Raw genomic sequence first — 17,281 nt, 5'->3', positions numbered from 1 at the left:
TCATAAACGCTTGCGGCGACGCCTCTTTTTTCCCCGATGAAAGCGATTCCGTTTTTCTTATGTAAGCGCTTTCGGTCCTGTGAGCTGTTTCACGCTGCGGCGGCAAGAAAACGGTTAGGATAGCGCCTTATGTTTCAGACCTGTGACGGCAATGGGTAACACCACCGGTGCCTGAACAAAACGTGCTTCACCCGTTTGGTCAAATATTATCCTGGGCGGACGTCATAAATAACAGGGGATGACATGATCACCATACGTGATGTGGCGCGGTTGGCCGGAGTCTCGGTGGCGACCGTTTCACGAGTATTAAATGACAGCGCCATCGCCAGCAAGGAAGCCCGTGACCGGGTGATGAAGGCGGTGAATGAGTTGGGCTATCGTCCCAATGCCAACGCGCAGGCGCTGGCCACGCAAAGCAGCGACACCATCGGCGTGGTGGTGATGGATGTGTCCGATCCCTTTTTCGGCGCGCTGGTAAAGGCGGTGGATACGGTGGCGCAGCGCCATAAAAAGAATGTGCTGATCAGCAACAGCTATCACCAGGCGGAAAAAGAGCGGCACGCCATTGAGGTTCTGATTCGCCAGCGCTGCAGCGCGCTGGTGGTGCATGCCAAAATCCTCTCCGACGAGGAATTGATTCCTTTTATGGAGCGGGAGCCGGGCATGGTGCTGATAAACCGAATCATCCCGGGCTATGAACACCGCTGTGTCGGGCTGGATAACGTCAGCGGCGCCCTGATGGCCAGCCGGACATTGATAAAACAGGGGCATCGGCAGATTGGCTATATCGGCTCCAATCATCCCATAGAAGATGAGGCGCAGCGGCACCAGGGCTATTTGCAAGTGATGCAGGAAGAGGGCATTACGCCGCCGCAAAGCTGGCAGGTGCTGGCCTCGCCGGATTTGCAGGGAGGAGAAGCGGCCATGGTGGAGCTGCTCGGCCGTAATCAACAATTGACGGCGGTGTTTGTCTATAACGACGCCATGGCGGTGGGGGCGCTGGCCACCCTGCGGGAAAACGGCATTGCGGTGCCGAATCAATTCTCGGTGGTGGGATTCGACGATATCCCCATTTCCCGTTATACCAGCCCGCACCTCACCACCATACGTTACCCGATTTTCGCCATGGCGGTGGCGGCCACCGAATTGGCGCTGCAAGGTACCGCCGGGCTGCTGGATCCCAAGCAGACCCATCTGTTTATGCCGACGGTGGTTCGCCGCCATTCGGTGGCTCCGCTGCGAAATGTGGCGGCGATCACTTCCTCATCACAAGATGAGATGTAACCGTTTTCAAAGTGTGAGAATATTCACAGTTTATTAACATTTATCCCTTTATGCTAGCCATGTTTTACGCCTGACATGGACAAAACACTTGTCCAGCCGGACCCTGAAAATTTTTACCCCGGCCTTTGCTCTCTTTGCTGGCATTACCGGTGTATGAGTATTTGGAAATTGTTCTACCCAAAACGTAACCTTACAAATTTCCGGAGAATCTAATGAATAAAAAGGCTTTTGTTCTTACCGCCGTGGCCGCCGGACTGTTATTTTCAGTCGTGGCGCGGGCTGCCGACACCCGTATCGGGGTAACTATTTATAAATACGATGACAACTTTATGTCGGAGGTTCGTAAAGCCCTGGAAAAAGACGCCAAAGAGAGCACCGGCGTTCAGCTGTTGATGAATGACTCCCAAAACGACCAGTCCAAACAAAACGACCAGGTAGACGTGCTGATTGCCAAAGGCGTTAAAGCGCTGGCAATAAACCTGGTTGACCCGGCCGCTGCGCCGGTGATTATTTCCAAAGCCCGCGGCGCCGGTATTCCGGTGGTATTTTATAATAAGGAACCGAGCCGCAAAGATCTGGACAGCTATGACAAGGCGTATTATGTCGGCACCGACTCCAAAGAGTCCGGTATTATCCAGGGCGAACTGATCGCCAAGCATTGGCGCGCCAACCCGCAATGGGACTTGAATAAAGACGGCACCATCCAGTACGTTCTGCTGAAAGGCGAACCGGGACATCCCGATGCTGAAGCCCGCACCACCTATGTGGTCAAAACCCTTAATGAGCAGGAAAAGCTGAAAACCCAGCAGCTGCAGCTGGATACCGCCATGTGGGATACCGCGCAGGCCAAGGATAAAACCGATGCCTGGCTGTCCGGCCCCAATGCCGACAAGATTGAAGTGATTATCGCTAATAACGATGCCATGGCCATGGGTGCGGTTGAAGCATTAAAAGCCCATAGCAAAACGGCTATCCCGGTCTTTGGCGTGGACGCCCTCCCTGAAGCTCTGGCATTGGTTAAATCCGGCGCCATGGCGGGTACTGTGCTGAACGACGCCAACAACCAGGCAAGAGCCACCTTCGATTTGGCGAAGAATCTGGCGGCGGGCAAACCGGCCGCCGACGGCACCAAATGGAAACTGGAAGATAAAATCGTCCGTATCCCTTATGTAGGCGTCGACAAAGATAACTTAACGCAATTCACCAAGAAATAGTCCTGACTCCCCCCGGCGTCATTCCGCGCCGGGGGATTTTATCTGTATCAAATTTAGCCGGGTATTATCATGGCCGACATTACGACCGAACAGCCCCGTGAGTGGCTGCTGGAAATGACCAATATCAGTAAGTCATTCCCTGGCGTCAAAGCATTGGATAATGTGAACCTGAAAGTTCACTCGCATTCCGTTCATGCATTAATGGGAGAAAACGGTGCGGGAAAATCCACTTTATTAAAGTGCCTATTTGGTATTTACAGCAAAGATTCCGGAACAATTGTCTTTCAAGGGCAGGAAGTCAATTTCAAGAATTCCAAGGAGGCGCTGGAGCATGGCGTTTCCATGGTGCACCAGGAACTGAACCTGGTATTGCAACGCACCGTAATGGACAACATGTGGCTAGGCCGTTATCCCCTCAAGGGCATGTTCGTCGATCAGAAAAAAATGTACCGCGATACCAAGACTATATTCGAAGAGCTGGACATCGATATCGATCCCTACGAAAAAGTCGCCAACTTGTCTATTTCACAAATGCAAATGGTGGAAATCGCCAAAGCCTTTTCCTACGATGCCAAAATCGTCATTATGGACGAACCCACGTCATCGTTGACCGAACGGGAAGTCAGCCATCTTTTCAGCATCATTCGTAAACTGAAGGCGCGGGGTTGCGGCATCGTTTACATCTCCCACAAGCTGGAGGAGATATTTCAGCTGTGCGATGAAATAACCATACTGCGCGACGGGCAGTGGATTGCTACCCGGCAGGTGGAAGGCCTGACGATGGATCAGATTATCGCGATGATGGTGGGACGCGAACTCAGCCAGCGTTTCCCGGATCGTGTTGAAGGAGAGCAGGGGGAAGTGATTCTTGAAGTCAAGGATTTGACCTCGCTACGCCAGCCGTCCATACGCAATATCAGCTTCAATCTGCATAAAGGGGAAATCCTCGGCATCGCCGGACTGGTGGGGGCCAAACGCACCGATATCGTCGAGGCGCTGTTCGGTATCCGAGAAAGATCCTCCGGCACCATAACCCTGCACGGCAAGCCCATTAAAAACAAGAGCGCCAACGAGGCCATCAATAATGGTTTTGCCCTGGTGACCGAAGAGCGGCGGGCCACCGGCATCTACGCGTTCCTGGACGTGGGTTTTAATTCATTGATTTCCAATATCCGTAATTATAAAAACAAAATCGGATTATTAAGCAATACCCGCATGAAAAGCGATATACAGTGGGTAATAGACTCAATGCGGGTGAAAACCCCCGGTCATAAAACCAATATCGGTTCGTTGTCCGGCGGCAACCAGCAAAAGGTGATTATCGGCCGCTGGCTATTGACCCAGCCGGAAATCCTGCTGATGGATGAACCGACCCGCGGTATTGACGTTGGCGCAAAATTTGAAATTTATCAATTGATTACTGAACTGGCAAAGCGGGGTAAAGGCATTATTATTATTTCGTCGGAGATGCCGGAATTGTTGGGAATTACTGACCGTATTTTGGTAATGAGTAATGGTCTGATGGCGGGGATTGTCAATACCAAAGAGACCTCCCAGAACGAAATTTTACGTCTTGCTTCCGTGCATCTTTAATTTTAAGGGTTCTTATTATGAATGCGTTAAATAAGAAAAGCCTGCTCACTTACTTAAAAGAGGGCGGTATTTATGTGGTGTTGTTGGTATTACTGGCGCTGATTATTATACAGGATTCCACTTTTTTAAGCCTTATTAACCTGAGTAATATCCTGACCCAGTCGTCGGTGCGGGTTATTATCGCCCTGGGCATGGCGGGCTTGATTGTTACCCAGGGGACCGACCTGTCGGCCGGGCGCCAAGTGGGTCTGGCGGCGGTGGTGTCGGCCACGTTGCTTCAGGCCATGGATAACGTCAATAAGGTGTTCCCCGATCTGCATACCGTGCCGATTCCACTGGTTATCCTGACCGTCTGCATTATCGGCGCGATAATCGGGCTGGTGAACGGTCTGGTTATCGCTTACCTGCACGTGACGCCGTTTATTACCACCTTGGGTACCATGACCATTGTGTATGGTATCAACTCGCTGTATTACAACTTTGTCGGCGCATCGCCTATCGCCGGCTTTGATAGTCATTTCTCGAAATTTACGCAGGGATTTCTGCAATTTGGCGAGTTCAAGCTGTCGTATATTACCTTTTACGCGGCCATTGCCACGGTTTGTGTCTGGATATTGTGGAATAAGACCCGTTTTGGCAAGAATATTTTCGCCATCGGCGGTAATCCCGAGGCGGCGAAGGTGTCGGGCGTGAATGTGCCGCTTAACCTGATTTTGATTTATGCTTTGTCCGGGGCGTTTTATGCTTTCGGCGGTTTGCTGGAGGCGGGCCGTATCGGCAGCGCCACCAATAATCTGGGCTTTATGTATGAGTTGGATGCCATCGCGGCTTGCGTGGTGGGCGGCGTGTCGTTTTCGGGCGGGGTGGGGACTATCGCCGGGGTGATTACCGGGGTGATTATCTTTACGGTTATCAACTATGGGCTGACTTATATCGGGGTTAACCCTTACTGGCAGTATATTATCAAGGGGGCGATCATTATCTTCGCGGTGGCGCTGGATTCATTGAAGTACGCCAAGAAGAAATAAGCCTGAAGTCCGCGCCTCGTGGCGCGGTCTCACGTTGGCGGGCTCGCTGTCAAGATCGGTGATGGCGGGCCTACCGCGCTGTGGGGTGCTCGGTCGGGCAGGAAAACCATGCCCGATTCGACCCCATCAGCACGGTCTCCCTTTAACACGTTCTCACTTTAAGACTTGGTGCTGGCGGGCCTACCGCGCTGTGGGGCGCTCGGTCGGGCAGGAAAACCATGCCCGATTCGACCCTATCAGCACGGTCTCCCTTTACACGTTCTCACTTTAAGACTTGGTGCTGGCGGGCCTACCGCGCTGTGGGGCGCTCGGTCGGGCAGGAAAACCATGCCCGATTCGACCCCATCAGCACGGTCTCCCTTTAACACGCGTCCTCCTTGCCACTCGTTCAGTCGCTCCCTTTAACACATGCTCGCTTCACCTCGTTCTCGCTTTGACGGGTATTTCCTGAGATTTGTTTGTTGCAAGACAGGTGATGGTGAGTTTGGCCTGCCTACGTTATCGCATATCCTGTAATACGTCCGCGGAGGCGCCGTCCGGTTTTGGCTGGATTTCCAGCAGCTGTTCGGGAGAGACGGCGGGGTAGTCCTGCGCGCCTTGGGGAATTTCTTCCTGCCGGGCGGGAATGGGAATCTGCGGGCCAAGAAAACGGGGCTCGCGCTTCATGATATAAAGATCCGCCAGGGTGCCCAACCGCGCGCCGATCTCGCGCATCCGCACCGAGAACATGTTTTTCGGGGAGGGGACCGCGTAGCACTGCGCCTGGATGCCCATATGCTGGGCGATGAACAGCGCCCGCTCACAGTGAAAACGCTGGGTGATAATCGTGAAATCGTTGGTATCGAATACCTTGCGGGTGCGGATAATCGAGTCCAGGGTACGAAACCCGGCATAGTCCAGCACGATATCCCCGGCGGGCATGCCGTGGGAAAGCAAATCCCGCCGCATGGTCACCGGTTCGTTGTAGCTTTGCAGCGCATTGTCGCCGCTTAACAGCAGATAATCGGCCTTGCCGCTGTTGTAGACGTTAATCGCCCCCTGGATTCGGTAGAGGTAGTATTCGTTGATAACCCCGGTGCGGATATATTTAGCCGTGCCAAGCACCACACCGACCTGGCGGTGAGGCAAAAGCCTTAAGTCTTCGTAAATATAGGGGGCGGTTTTCCAGCTGATCCAGCGATCCAAGCCGAACGCCGTAAACAGCAACACGCCCGCAATACCAATCAGGAAATATATCAGGCGCTTCCACATGCCGTAAGCCTTAACCGGATCCTGCTGCAATGTCATGCCCTCAGGCTACTTTACCTGTGAAGCTGAAGCAAGGAGCGTAACCGGTTGAAAGCCTTAAAGTCGGTAAATTGCGCTGCTGGCCGCAAAAAATGCGGAGCAATATCCTGCCGCCGACGCGGCCGTCAGGAGTGGGCGGGGGAGGACTCCAGTATCCGTAACGCCAGGGCCGCCGCGGAGGTGCGGTTGTCTACCGCCAGCTTGCGGAAAATCTGTTCCAAATGCTTGTTCACCGTGCGCGGGCTCAGGGAGAGTATCTGCCCGATTTCCCGGTTGGTTTTGCCTTTGGCAATCCAGGACATCACCTCCGATTCCCGCTGGGTAAGAGCAAAATGCCGGCGCAGAATGGCGCATTCGTCGTCCTTTTTTGCCGTTTCCTCAAGGCGCAATAAAAGTTCGCCGTTGTCGGTGGTGCGCATAAGATGAAGGCGCAGCGGGAGCGCCAGGCCGGACAATACCAGCGGCTGGGCGGGAGCCGACCGCAGCCAGGCCAGCAGCCGGTTGACAAAGGGCCGGCTGAGGGTGAACTCCTTATCGCAACACTGTTCCAGCAGGCGATAGGAGTGCGGCGTCGCCCACAGCAGCCGGCCCTGTGGGCTGAAGGCGCAGGTGAGCTGTCCCACCGATTCAAGGGCGTTGTAGGCGCTGGAAGTGAGCTGCGAATTATGCAGATGGGTGCGCATCCGCGCCAGCAGCTCCTCAATGCGGATGGGTTTGATCACGTAATCCACCACGCCGATATCAAAGGCATCCACCACGTTGCGGGTTTCGCTCAGGCCGGTCATAAAGATAATCGGCGTATGGCGCAGGGTGGGATTAAGGCGCAGGCGACGGCTGGTTTCAAATCCGTCCAGGTGGGGCATCATGGCATCCATCAAAATGATATTAGGCACGATTTGCTGGGTAATGGACAGCGCCTGGCTGCCTTCGAGGGCCACCAATACGGTAAAGCCGGCATTATCCAGGTTGTCGTTAAGCATGCTGACGGTATTGATATCGTCATCGACAATCAGTACCGTCGGCTTGTCAGCGGGGGACATCTTCTTTCTCCAGTAAGGCTAATTCCATTACCACCGATTCAAAACGGAAACGGCTGGCCAGCAGATCCAGGTTTTCGGCGCTGGGGGTGTTCACCTTGCCTTGGGCCGTCAGTTGCCGCAGCCGCTCGCGAAACCCTTTGGCATAACCGAGCCGCGCCAGTCCGATAAGCTCTTGGTACTCATTTTCATCCAGGAGGTTATTGCCCGCGGGAAGGGGCTGCGGCGCCTTTGCATCCAAACGGCTATTGCCCGCCGAAAGGGATTGCGACACCGGTTTATCGGTTTCTCTAATCCATTCGATACACAGCAGCGAGCCGATGTTATCCAGCAGTAATGACATTCGCAGGGGTTTGGTTTGAAAACGGATTTCCCCCCGCTTTTTGATCTGCCGCCATTTACCTTCGTCCGCCTCGGCGGAAATCATCAGCACCGGCTGTTCCTTTCCTTCGGCCCGCAGGTGATTGAGCAGTTCCCAACCGTTCATTTCCGGCATCGCCACATCCAGCAAAAACAGATCCACGGCGGTGTGGTCCAGCTGCGCCAGGCACACAGACGCGCTCTCGGCCACCAAGACCTCGAAACCCAGCGGCGTCAGCATATCGGCCATGAGCCGGCGATGGGCATCGTCGTCATCCACCACCATCAGCCGTTTGGTCGGTCCGCGGTATTTGACGATGCGCCGGGGTACCGAGGGGAGATAACCGCCGGCATTCTGGCTCGACAGCATCAGGCTCAAGGTAAAAGTCGTGCCGGCGCCGGGAATGCTTTCCACCTGCAAATCGCCCCCCATCACATAGGTCAACAGCCGGGTGATGGTCAAACCCAGCCCTGTACCGGCACGGCCTCCGCGCTGCGCGACCCGTTCGAAGGGGCGGAAAATGCGTTCCAGGTTGACGCTGTCGATACCGACGCCGGTGTCATGGATGGCAAAAAACGCCACTTCGCTGCGATACTTGAAATCCAGCGTGACCGTGCCGCTGTCGGTGAACTTGATGGCATTGGACAACAGGTTGATCAGGATTTGCCGCAGCCGGTTTTCATCGGTCAGCACCACCTCGGGGAAGGTGGGCGGCGGGTTGTAGATAAAACGCAATCCCTTGTCCAGCGCCTGGTGATGGAACATCTCCACCAACTGCTGCATCAGTTCGCCGATACGTACTTCTTCCCGTTGGATATCGATTTTACCGGCTTCGATTTTGGAGATGTCCAGTAATCCTTCGATGAGATTGGCCAGATGCTCCCCGCTGCGCCGGATGACGCTCAGCCCATGCCGCCGCGGCAGCGGGATGTCCTGTGCCTGTTCCAGCAGCTGTGCATAGCCGAGCATGGCGTTGAGGGGCGTGCGCAGCTCGTGGGTAATGCCGGTGAGGTAGCGGCTTTTGGCCAGATTGGCTTCGTCGGCGGACTCCTTGGCCTTTTGCAGCTGTTTGTCGGTGGCTTCGTGGGCGATGATCTCTTCCAGCAGGCGTTCGCTCTGCAGCCGCAGCTCCTCCTGCGCCACCTGTCGGCTTTTATGGGTCAGGATAAACAGCCAGGTGGTGATGCCGGTAATAATCAGCAGGATAAAGAATACCTTCCACAGGGTGGCGGCCAGGATAGGATAGTCCTCGCCGAATTCGCTGCGCATCTGCACATAAACCAACATCAGCAAAATGCCGATAATGCTGCTGAACAAGGACAATATGCTGAGGAAACTCCAGATTTTCGGGTCGAATCTTTTCAGGAACGAGAAGGGCAGAAAGCTGAAGGCCAGATGCCGGATCTGATCGGAATAATGGGACTGGGGCTTACAGGCGTCATTGCAGCGGACATCCAGCGAGCAGCACAATGAACAAATCGCCCCTTCATAAAGGGGACAAAAGCTCATTTCCGGTGGTTCGAAATGATTGCCGCAGACGCAGCAGACGCCTGCCACCCCGTGGGTTTCCACCCTGGCGAGATAATATTTCCCCCCGGTATACCAGGCGATCAACGGCGAAAAGACAAAGGTCATTCCCAGGGTGAGCAGCGAGGCGAATCCCTGCAAACCGGCCCCCAGCCAGCCGAAATACGCCGCCAGCCCCAGGGCCATGGACAGCAGCATCGACCCCATGCCCACCGGATTGATATCATACAGATAGGCCCGGCGGAATTCGATGCCCGGCGGGCTTAATCCCAGGCGCTTATTCACCGCCAGATCCGCCACCACCGTGCCCAGCCAGGCGGTGGCCGCCACCGCGTAGATGCCCAGGATATCCTCGAACACGTGATACACGCCCAGCTCCATCAGCAACAACGCGATGCCGACGTTAAAAAACAGCCACACCACCCGGCCGGGATGGCGATGGGTCAGGCGCAGGAAAAAATTGGACCAGGCAATGGAACCGGCATAGGCGTTGGTGACGTTGATCTTGAGCTGCGACAGTACGACAAAAATCCCGGTGAGGGCAAACAGCCAGGTGGAGGAGTGGGTCACATAGCTGAAGGCTACCAGGTACATATGGGTCGGCTCGCTGGCGGAATCCACGTCCAGTCCGTAACGGAACGCCAATACCGCCAGAAAAGAGCCCAGCATGATTTTTAATGCCCCTACCACTACCCAGCCGGGACCGGCGGCGATGACGCCGCACCACCAGCGTAAGCCGTGGCCGGCTTGTTTTTGCGGCAGGAAACGGATCTGATCCACCTGTTCCCCCACCTGAGCCACCAGGGAAAGCAGCACCGAACACACCGCGCCGAACCGCAGCATATCGAAGCCACCGTTATCGGGGGGCATCAGGCCGGTAAAGGCCGTCCAGGAATGAAAGGTCCCGCCGTCCCGCAACAGGATCAGGACAAAGGGCATGAGCTGCATAATGAGCCAGACGAACTGGGTCCACTGCTGAAAGCGGGAGATAAACGTAAAACCATAGGTCACCAGGGGGATAACCACCAGCGATCCCGCCAGATAACCAAAATGCAGGGGCATGCCGAACAGCATATTCAGCGCCATGGCCATGATGGCCGCTTCAAGGGCGAAAAAGATAAAGGTGAAAGAGGCATAAATCAGTGAGGTGACCGTGGAACCGATGTAGCCAAAACCCGCCCCGCGGGTCAGCAGGTCGATATCCAGCCCGTAGCGGGCGGCATACCAGCTGATGGGCAGCGCCAGTAAAAAAATGATGATGCTCACCAGCAGCACCGCCATGGCGACGTAATGAAAACCGTAAGTCAGGGTCAGCGCGCCGCCGATGGCCTCAAGGGCCAGGAAGGTAATGGCGCTGATAGCGGTGAGCACCACCCGGCCCGAGCTCCAGCGGCGCGCCGAGTGGGGCGTAAAACGCAGTGCGTAATCTTCCAGCGTCTGGTTGGTGACCCACTGGTTGTACTGGCGTCTGGCCTTGAAGGCTTTTTGCTGCGCTGTCATGAAATATCCCGCTGTGTACGCCATTTCCGTGTAATCGGTTGAGCGCCCGGATGCGGGCACCACCGATCAAATACATAAGCAATGCCCGTGCCACTCTGCATCGCATTATTCCTGCGCGCCCGCGATGACGTTATTGTGCGCGCCCGGCCGCAGCCGGCCTATACGTCAAATGACGTAGAGACTGCGTAGATTGGCCCATTGCCGCTTTTCCCTCCTGAACACAGTATGGAGACCTTACAAAACAGACAGCCATTTATCAGGGGATACCAAATTATGCTCAACCAACAGCAGGCGGCGGGCCAATACGCCATTCGCGCCGCATACCGGGGCGGTAACAGCAGGGCGGGGCGCTTTTGGCGCACCCCCTTGCTGGCCGCGGCACTTCTGGCCGCCGGTCATTTCACGCCGGTCTTCGCCGCGCCGCCGGCTACCGCCGCCGTCAATACCACCGGCCTTGCCGTCACCGACAGTACGGTGAAAGTCGGCATACTGCACTCTTCCACCGGCACCATGGCCATCAGCGAAACCGGCTCCATTCAGGCGGAAAAGCTGGCAATCGACCAGATTAACCAGGCCGGGGGCGTTCTGGGCAGGAAAATCGACTTTATTCAGGAAGACGGCGCCAGCGATTGGCCGACCTTTGCCGAGAAGGCCAAGAAGCTGCTGGTGAGCGATAAGGTGGCGGCTATTTTCGGCGGCTGGACCTCCGCCTCGCGCAAGGCGATGCTGCCGGTGCTGGAGCAGTATAACGGCATGCTCTACTACCCGACCTTTTACGAAGGACTGGAACAATCGCCTAATGTGATTTACACCGGCCAAGAGGCCACCCAGCAAATTATCGCCGGTATTGATTGGGTGGTTAAAAACAAACATGCCAAAACCTTCTATCTGCTGGGTTCGGACTATATCTGGCCCCGCACCGCCAACAAAATTGCCCGCCATCATATTGAAAAGCTGGGCTTGAAGGTCATCGGCGAAGATTATTATCCGCTGGGCAATACCCAGTTCAATTCGGTCATCAACAAGATCAAATTGAAAAAACCGGATGTGATTTACGCCATCGTGGTGGGCGGCTCCAACGTGGCGTTTTACAAACAGCTCAAGGCGGCGGGTATCGACATGACCAAGGAAAAACCGCTGCTGCTGACCATTTCGGTGACCGAGGATGAAATCCGCGGCATCGGCGGCGAAAATATCGTCGGCGCCTACGCCTCGATGAAATATTTCCAGAGCATGGATAACCCGGCCAATAAAGCCTTCGTGGCGGCATTCAAGCAGCGCTGGGGCAACGATATCGTCATCGGCGACGTGACGCAGGCGGCCTATCTCGGTCCCTGGCTATGGAAAGCCGCGGTGGAAAAAGCCGGCTCCTTTGATATCGATAAAGTCCGCGCCGCCTCGCCGGGTATTGAAATGAAAGATGCCCCCGAAGGCTATGTGCGAATTCACGAAAATCATCATCTGTGGTCAAAAACGGTGATTGGCCGGGCCCGGGCGGATGGACAATATGACGTCATCTACCAGACCCCCAACCTTATCGAACCCAATCCGTTTCCGAAAGATTAACCACAGGCTCCCCCGTTCAGGACGGGGGAATTATCGACGTTTTACCCTGAATCATTCGTGTTGCAGGAAAGACAGCGCACCTGCAACTCGAAATATGGCGGGTAAATGAGGGGGATACAGCATGTTTAGTGGCTACAGCTTTGCCGACCTGACCTCTATTTTTGTCATGCAGGGTTTCGCCGGACTGAGCCTGTTTTCGGTTTTTGTTCTGATGTCGCTGGGGCTGGCGATTATCTTCGGCCAAATGGGCGTCATTAATATGGCCCATGGGGAATTCATGATTCTGGGCGCCTATGTCACCTGGCTGACGGAGCTCTTCTTCAAAAACTTCCTGCCGGGCTTATTCGGCGGCTACTTTTTTGTGGCGGTGGTGCTGGCGTTTATCTGCGCCGCCCTGTTGGGCATGTTTATCGAGCGGATATTAATCCGCCATCTCTATCACCGGCCACTGGATACCCTGTTGGCCACCTGGGGCCTGAGCCTGATACTCCAGCAAGCCTACCGTACCCTGTTCGGACCGCGGGAAGTCGGAGTGGATTTGCCGGACTGGCTGATGGGGTCCTATCACTTCGGCGACAATATCGAAATTCCCATCAACGGCGTTTTTGTCATGCTGTTGACCCTGGTCATTACCCTGTTGCTGGGCTGGCTGATGTACCGCTCCCCCTGGGGCATTCACGTGCGCGCGGTGGTGGCCAACCGGGCCATGGCCGGCGCGGTGGGCATCAATACCGCCCGGGTGGATAACCACAGCTTCGCCCTGGGCTGCGGTATCGCGGGCATCGCCGGCAGCGCCTTTACCATGATCGGCTCCACCGGGCCCACCGCCGGACAGCAATATATCGTCGACACCTTCCTGGTGGTGGTGTTCGGCGGCGCGCAAAGCCTGATAGGCACCATCGCCTCGGCGTTCGCCATCTCGCAATCGCAGTCGACGCTGGAATTTTTCCTCAGCGGTTCCATGGCCAAGGTCATGACCCTGCTGATTGTCGTCGTGATTTTAATGCTGCGTCCCCAAGGCCTGTTTGCCAGCCGGATACGCCGTTAGGAGAATTATCATGTTTGCATCTATCAAACGATTGGCGGCGCAGCGGCAAGTATCGGGCATCCTGCTGCTGTTTATCCTGATTGCCGTCGTGTTCCCCCTGACCATGGATATTTTCCGCCTCAACCTGGTGGGTAAATACCTCACTTACGCTTTCGTGGCGGTGGGGCTGGTATTGTGCTGGGGCTATAGCGGCATATTAAGCCTCGGCCAGGGCATATTTTTCGGCCTGGGGGGCTATTGCATGGCAATGTTCCTCAAGCTGGAGGCCTCCACCCCTGCCGCCACTAAAATTCAAACCACGCCGGGCATTCCCGATTTTATGGACTGGAACCAGCTGACGCAGTTGCCGGCGTTCTGGCAACCGTTTCACTCTTTTAGCTTCACCCTGCTGGCCATCGTGGTGGTGCCGCTGATATTTTCCTACCTTCTCGGCATCGCGATGTTTAAACGCCGGGTGGGCGGCGTCTATTTCGCCATTATCACCCAGGCGATTTCCGCCATCATGACCATCCTGATTATCGGCCAGCAGGGCTACACCGGCGGCATCAACGGCATTACCGATTTGCGGACCCTGCTGGGCTGGGATATCAGAACCGATTACGCCAAATACGTTTTGTACTATATCAATGCCGGCTGCTTACTGGCGGTGGTGCTGATGGCCTATTTTATCCTGAAAAGCAAACTAGGCCGGTTATTGGTGGCCATTCGCGATAAAGAGGACCGCGTCCGCTTTTCCGGTTATGACGTGGCGAATATCAAGACCATGATATTTTGCGTCAGCGCCATATTCTCCTCCATCGGCGGCGCGCTGTTCACCCTGCAGGTGGGCTTTATGTCCCCCGGTTTTATCGGCACCGTGGCCTCCATCGAAATGGTGATTTTCTGCGCGGTGGGCGGACGTTTATCCATCCTGGGGGCGATATACGGCACCTTATTGGTGAACAGCGCCAAAAGCCAAATATCGGAATCCTTCCCGGAAGTCTGGCCTTTTGCCATGGGGGCGTTGTTTATCCTGGTGGTATTGGGCTTTCCAAAAGGATTGGCGGGCATTTACAGCGATATTTTACTACCCAGGGCAAAACAATTGCTCTTTCCCCGGCGGGTGGAAACCCTCCCCCCGGCCATCACTGGTCTGGCTACCGATGCGGTAGACGATAAAGTTTCTCCACGGTGAATGCTGATGAAAACCAAAGACATCATATTGGCCGTTGAAGGACTCACCGTCTCTTTTAACGGGTTTAAAGCGGTAAACGATTTTTCCATGTATGTGGACGAAGAGCAGATATACGTGATTATCGGACCCAACGGCGCCGGTAAAACCACGGTGCTGGATCTGATTTGCGGTAAAACCGCCGCCACGGCGGGAAGTATTAAATTCAAAGGCCGCGAGCTTAGTAAATTAAGCGAGAACCAGATTGTCCACGCCGGGGTGGGGCGCAAATTCCAGAACCCGTCGATTTATGAAAACCTGACGGTTTTCGAGAATCTGGAGCTCTCCTATCCCCAGGCGAGAACGGCCCTCAGCGCCCTGTTCGCCCGGCGCGACCAGGCCATGACCGACAGCATTCTCGACGTTGCGCAACAAATCTTCCTGGCCGACTTCCTGGATGTGCAGGCGGATTTCCTCAGCCACGGCCAGAAACAGTGGCTGGAAATCGGCATGCTGCTGATCCAGAACCCCAGCCTGCTGATGCTGGACGAACCGGTGGCCGGCATGTCGGTGGCGGAGCGGCGGCAGACCGCCGAACTGCTGCGGCGCATCGCCACCGGACGGTCGGTGTTGGTGATTGAACACGATATGCAGTTTGTGGAAAACATCGCCGATCACGTTCAGGTGATGCACCAGGGCAAGTCGCTGTCCGAGGGCAGCATGCAAAAGGTGAAGCAAGATCCGCGGGTTATCGATGTCTATTTGGGGCATTAAGGGGGGAACCGTGCTGAAAATACAGGATTACCACGTTGCCTACGGGCAAAGCCGTATTATCGAAAACCTCAATATCGAGGTAAAAGAAAATGAAATCGTGGCCTTGATTGGCCGCAACGGCATGGGCAAAACCACCCTGATGAAATCCCTGATCGGCATGATACCCGCACAGTCCGGCCAGGTGCTGTTCCGGGGCAGCGATGTGTTCGCCGAAAAAAGCTATCAGCGCGTGCGCAGGGGCATGGGTTTTGTGCCCCAGGGCAGAATGGTGTTTGCCACCATGACGGTGGAAGACAATATCAAAACCGGTTTGTCCGCCAAAGAAAAGGGCAAAATTCCCGCCGCGCTGTATGCCATTTTCCCGGTGCTCGAAGAAATGAAAACCCGGCTGGCGGGCAATCTTTCCGGCGGTCAGCAGCAACAGCTGGTAATTGCCCGTGCTTTGGCGGGCAATCCGCGCTTATTGCTGTTGGATGAGCCCACCGAGGGAATTCAGCCTTCCATTATTAAAGAAATGGCCCAGACGCTGCGCAAGATTCGCGACCAGCGGGGATTAACCATTGTGGTATCCGAACAGGTATTGAGTTTTGTTCTTGATGTGGCGGATCGCGTGCTGGTGATGGAAAAGGGCGCCGTCGTACATCAAGAGGAAAGGCAAACCATCGATGAAAAAACCATTGCGGGCTATTTATCCGTTTAGGGAGCGCCGGTAAATGATTTCGCCAATCTATTGCCGGGCATGGGCAGGTTAGCGGGTAACAGGATCTATTAATCAGTACACATCGTCGTATTTAACGCTGAAACAACGCTGTTTCGGCCACCGTTAGTATTGTCAATCGAAAGCTAAAAGGGGTGATTTATGGGAAGTACCGGAAGTGTCAGTGCCTGGGAAGAAGCGTTATTGGTCGCCATGATTCAATATCCCGTTCCCGTGATAAAAGGACCTGAGGATATCCAGGTTCAGGTACAGCAGATATGTAAAGCCCTGGCCAATACCAAAGCCGGCTATCCCGATCTGGATTTGATTGTCTTCCCTGAATATTCCACGCAGGGATTGAATACCGGTATCTGGACCTATGATGAAATGCTGCTCACCATCGACAGTCCTGAAATCGACTGTTTCCGCCAGGCCTGCCGTAAAAGCGATGTCTGGGGGGTATTTTCGTTAATGGAGCGCAATGAGGATCCGGCGCTGCCTCCTTATAATACGGCCATCATTATCAATAACCAGGGGGAGATTGCCCTTCACTATCGTAAGCTGCAGCCTTGGGTGCCCATCGAACCCTGGATGCCGGGTAACTTCGGCATGCCGGTATGCGACGGGCCGAAAGGCTCGAAGCTGGCGGTGTGCATCTGCCATGACGGTATGTTCCCGGAACTGGCAAGGGAGGCGGCCTATAAAGGCTGTAACGTGTATATCCGCATTTCCGGTTATTCCACCCAGGTGAACGATCAGTGGATATGGACCAACCGCACCAATGCCTGGCAAAACCTGATGTACACCATTTCGGTGAATCTGGCGGGTTACGATGAGGTTTTCTATTATTTTGGCGAAGGCACCGTCTGTAATTACGACGGCAATGTTATTCAGCAGGGGCAGCGCAATCCTTGGGAAATAGTTACCGCCGAGCTTTTCCCGCGGCTGGTGGATAAGGCGCGGGAAAACTGGGCGCTGGAGAATAATATTTTCAACTTGGGCTGCCGGGGCTATGTGGGCAAGCCTGGAGGCGAGCGGGAGAATTATTTGACCTGGGTGAAGGATTTGGCCAACGGGGAATATAAATTGCCGTGGGATAAGAGTGTGCGTATCCGCGACGGCTGGAAATACTATCCGGACGGCGTGAAGCTCGGGCCGATGCCGAAGGAGTAAGGGACGCGCGGTCGCCCTTTAACCGGTTCGTTGCACGTTCGG

13 protein-coding genes are annotated in these 17,281 nt (G+C 55.0%); 10 read left to right on the top strand and 3 right to left on the bottom strand.

Features of this window, described 5'->3' with window-relative positions:
- Positions 1 to 243: 243 nt before the first annotated feature.
- From galS to mglC, 4 genes are all read left to right on the top strand, one after another.
- Complete coding sequence (gene galS / locus ACL2XO_RS18835) at positions 244 to 1,284, top strand: HTH-type transcriptional regulator GalS (RefSeq protein WP_132927395.1); 1,041 nt, start codon at positions 244 to 246, stop codon at positions 1,282 to 1,284.
- Between the two features lie 212 nt (positions 1,285 to 1,496).
- Positions 1,497 to 2,498 (top strand): galactose/glucose ABC transporter substrate-binding protein MglB, encoded by a 1,002-nt coding sequence (mglB, locus tag ACL2XO_RS18830; protein ID WP_132927397.1) that lies wholly within the window; start codon positions 1,497 to 1,499, stop codon positions 2,496 to 2,498.
- A gap of 69 nt (positions 2,499 to 2,567) precedes the next feature.
- On the top strand, positions 2,568 to 4,091 hold the full coding sequence (gene mglA / locus ACL2XO_RS18825; RefSeq protein WP_413725073.1) for a galactose/methyl galactoside ABC transporter ATP-binding protein MglA: 1,524 nt from the start codon (positions 2,568 to 2,570) through the stop codon (positions 4,089 to 4,091).
- Between the two features lie 17 nt (positions 4,092 to 4,108).
- Positions 4,109 to 5,119, top strand: coding sequence for a galactose/methyl galactoside ABC transporter permease MglC (mglC, locus tag ACL2XO_RS18820; protein ID WP_132927401.1), 1,011 nt, complete (start codon positions 4,109 to 4,111; stop codon positions 5,117 to 5,119).
- Positions 5,120 to 5,617: 498 nt separating this feature from the next.
- On the opposite strand, the gene sanA is transcribed toward mglC, so the two are convergent.
- From sanA to ACL2XO_RS18805, 3 genes are all read right to left on the bottom strand, one after another.
- Entirely contained in the window at positions 5,618 to 6,370 is a 753-nt protein-coding gene (gene sanA, locus ACL2XO_RS18815; RefSeq protein ID WP_132928074.1) for an outer membrane permeability protein SanA, read from the bottom strand.
- Positions 6,371 to 6,531: 161 nt separating this feature from the next.
- Positions 6,532 to 7,446 (bottom strand): DNA-binding response regulator, encoded by a 915-nt coding sequence (locus tag ACL2XO_RS18810; protein ID WP_132927403.1) that lies wholly within the window; start codon positions 7,444 to 7,446, stop codon positions 6,532 to 6,534.
- Positions 7,433 to 10,831: an ATP-binding protein gene (locus ACL2XO_RS18805; RefSeq protein WP_413741283.1), complete on the bottom strand. Its 3,399-nt coding sequence runs from the start codon at positions 10,829 to 10,831 to the stop codon at positions 7,433 to 7,435. The genes ACL2XO_RS18810 and ACL2XO_RS18805 overlap by 14 nt, the downstream gene beginning before the upstream one ends.
- A gap of 273 nt (positions 10,832 to 11,104) precedes the next feature.
- On the opposite strand from ACL2XO_RS18805, the gene urtA reads away from it, so the two are divergent.
- The 6 genes from urtA to ACL2XO_RS18775 all read left to right on the top strand — a co-directional run bounded on the left by urtA (position 11,105) and on the right by ACL2XO_RS18775 (position 17,239).
- Positions 11,105 to 12,397: an urea ABC transporter substrate-binding protein gene (gene urtA / locus ACL2XO_RS18800; RefSeq protein WP_413741282.1), complete on the top strand. Its 1,293-nt coding sequence runs from the start codon at positions 11,105 to 11,107 to the stop codon at positions 12,395 to 12,397.
- A 121-nt stretch (positions 12,398 to 12,518) separates the two neighbouring features.
- Positions 12,519 to 13,445, top strand: coding sequence for an urea ABC transporter permease subunit UrtB (urtB, locus tag ACL2XO_RS18795; RefSeq protein WP_203523437.1), 927 nt, complete (start codon positions 12,519 to 12,521; stop codon positions 13,443 to 13,445).
- A 10-nt stretch (positions 13,446 to 13,455) separates the two neighbouring features.
- A complete protein-coding gene (urtC, locus tag ACL2XO_RS18790; protein ID WP_413741281.1) occupies positions 13,456 to 14,619 on the top strand; it encodes an urea ABC transporter permease subunit UrtC in 1,164 nt (387 codons plus the stop codon).
- A gap of 6 nt (positions 14,620 to 14,625) precedes the next feature.
- Positions 14,626 to 15,369 carry an urea ABC transporter ATP-binding protein UrtD gene (urtD, locus tag ACL2XO_RS18785; protein ID WP_132927411.1) on the top strand — a complete coding sequence of 248 codons (744 nt, stop codon included), beginning with the start codon at positions 14,626 to 14,628 and terminating at the stop codon, positions 15,367 to 15,369.
- A 10-nt stretch (positions 15,370 to 15,379) separates the two neighbouring features.
- Complete coding sequence (urtE, locus tag ACL2XO_RS18780) at positions 15,380 to 16,069, top strand: urea ABC transporter ATP-binding subunit UrtE (protein WP_203523434.1); 690 nt, start codon at positions 15,380 to 15,382, stop codon at positions 16,067 to 16,069.
- A gap of 159 nt (positions 16,070 to 16,228) precedes the next feature.
- The gene (locus tag ACL2XO_RS18775) at positions 16,229 to 17,239 is read left to right on the top strand and encodes a formamidase (RefSeq protein ID WP_413725067.1); all 1,011 of its coding nucleotides are present in this window, start codon (positions 16,229 to 16,231) and stop codon (positions 17,237 to 17,239) included.
- The last annotated feature ends 42 nt before the right edge of the window (positions 17,240 to 17,281 follow it).

The organism is Sodalis sp. RH15, assembly GCF_047324255.1.
Taxonomy (GTDB): domain Bacteria; phylum Pseudomonadota; class Gammaproteobacteria; order Enterobacterales; family Enterobacteriaceae; genus Acerihabitans; species Acerihabitans ligni.
This window is presented reverse-complemented; position numbering and strand designations above follow the sequence as displayed.

Excerpts from the sequence above, each read along its gene's own strand:
- galS (WP_132927395.1), top strand. The coding sequence starts at position 244 with ATGATCACCATACGTGATGTGGCGCGGTTGGCCGGAGTCTCGGTGGCG.
- mglB (WP_132927397.1), top strand. The coding sequence starts at position 1,497 with ATGAATAAAAAGGCTTTTGTTCTTACCGCCGTGGCCGCCGGACTGTTA.
- mglA (WP_413725073.1), top strand. The coding sequence starts at position 2,568 with ATGGCCGACATTACGACCGAACAGCCCCGTGAGTGGCTGCTGGAAATG.
- mglC (WP_132927401.1), top strand. The coding sequence starts at position 4,109 with ATGAATGCGTTAAATAAGAAAAGCCTGCTCACTTACTTAAAAGAGGGC.
- sanA (WP_132928074.1), bottom strand. The coding sequence starts at position 6,370 with ATGTGGAAGCGCCTGATATATTTCCTGATTGGTATTGCGGGCGTGTTG.
- ACL2XO_RS18810 (WP_132927403.1), bottom strand. The coding sequence starts at position 7,446 with ATGTCCCCCGCTGACAAGCCGACGGTACTGATTGTCGATGACGATATC.
- ACL2XO_RS18805 (WP_413741283.1), bottom strand. The coding sequence starts at position 10,831 with ATGACAGCGCAGCAAAAAGCCTTCAAGGCCAGACGCCAGTACAACCAG.
- urtA (WP_413741282.1), top strand. The coding sequence starts at position 11,105 with ATGCTCAACCAACAGCAGGCGGCGGGCCAATACGCCATTCGCGCCGCA.
- urtB (WP_203523437.1), top strand. The coding sequence starts at position 12,519 with ATGTTTAGTGGCTACAGCTTTGCCGACCTGACCTCTATTTTTGTCATG.
- urtC (WP_413741281.1), top strand. The coding sequence starts at position 13,456 with ATGTTTGCATCTATCAAACGATTGGCGGCGCAGCGGCAAGTATCGGGC.
- urtD (WP_132927411.1), top strand. The coding sequence starts at position 14,626 with ATGAAAACCAAAGACATCATATTGGCCGTTGAAGGACTCACCGTCTCT.
- ACL2XO_RS18775 (WP_413725067.1), top strand. The coding sequence starts at position 16,229 with ATGGGAAGTACCGGAAGTGTCAGTGCCTGGGAAGAAGCGTTATTGGTC.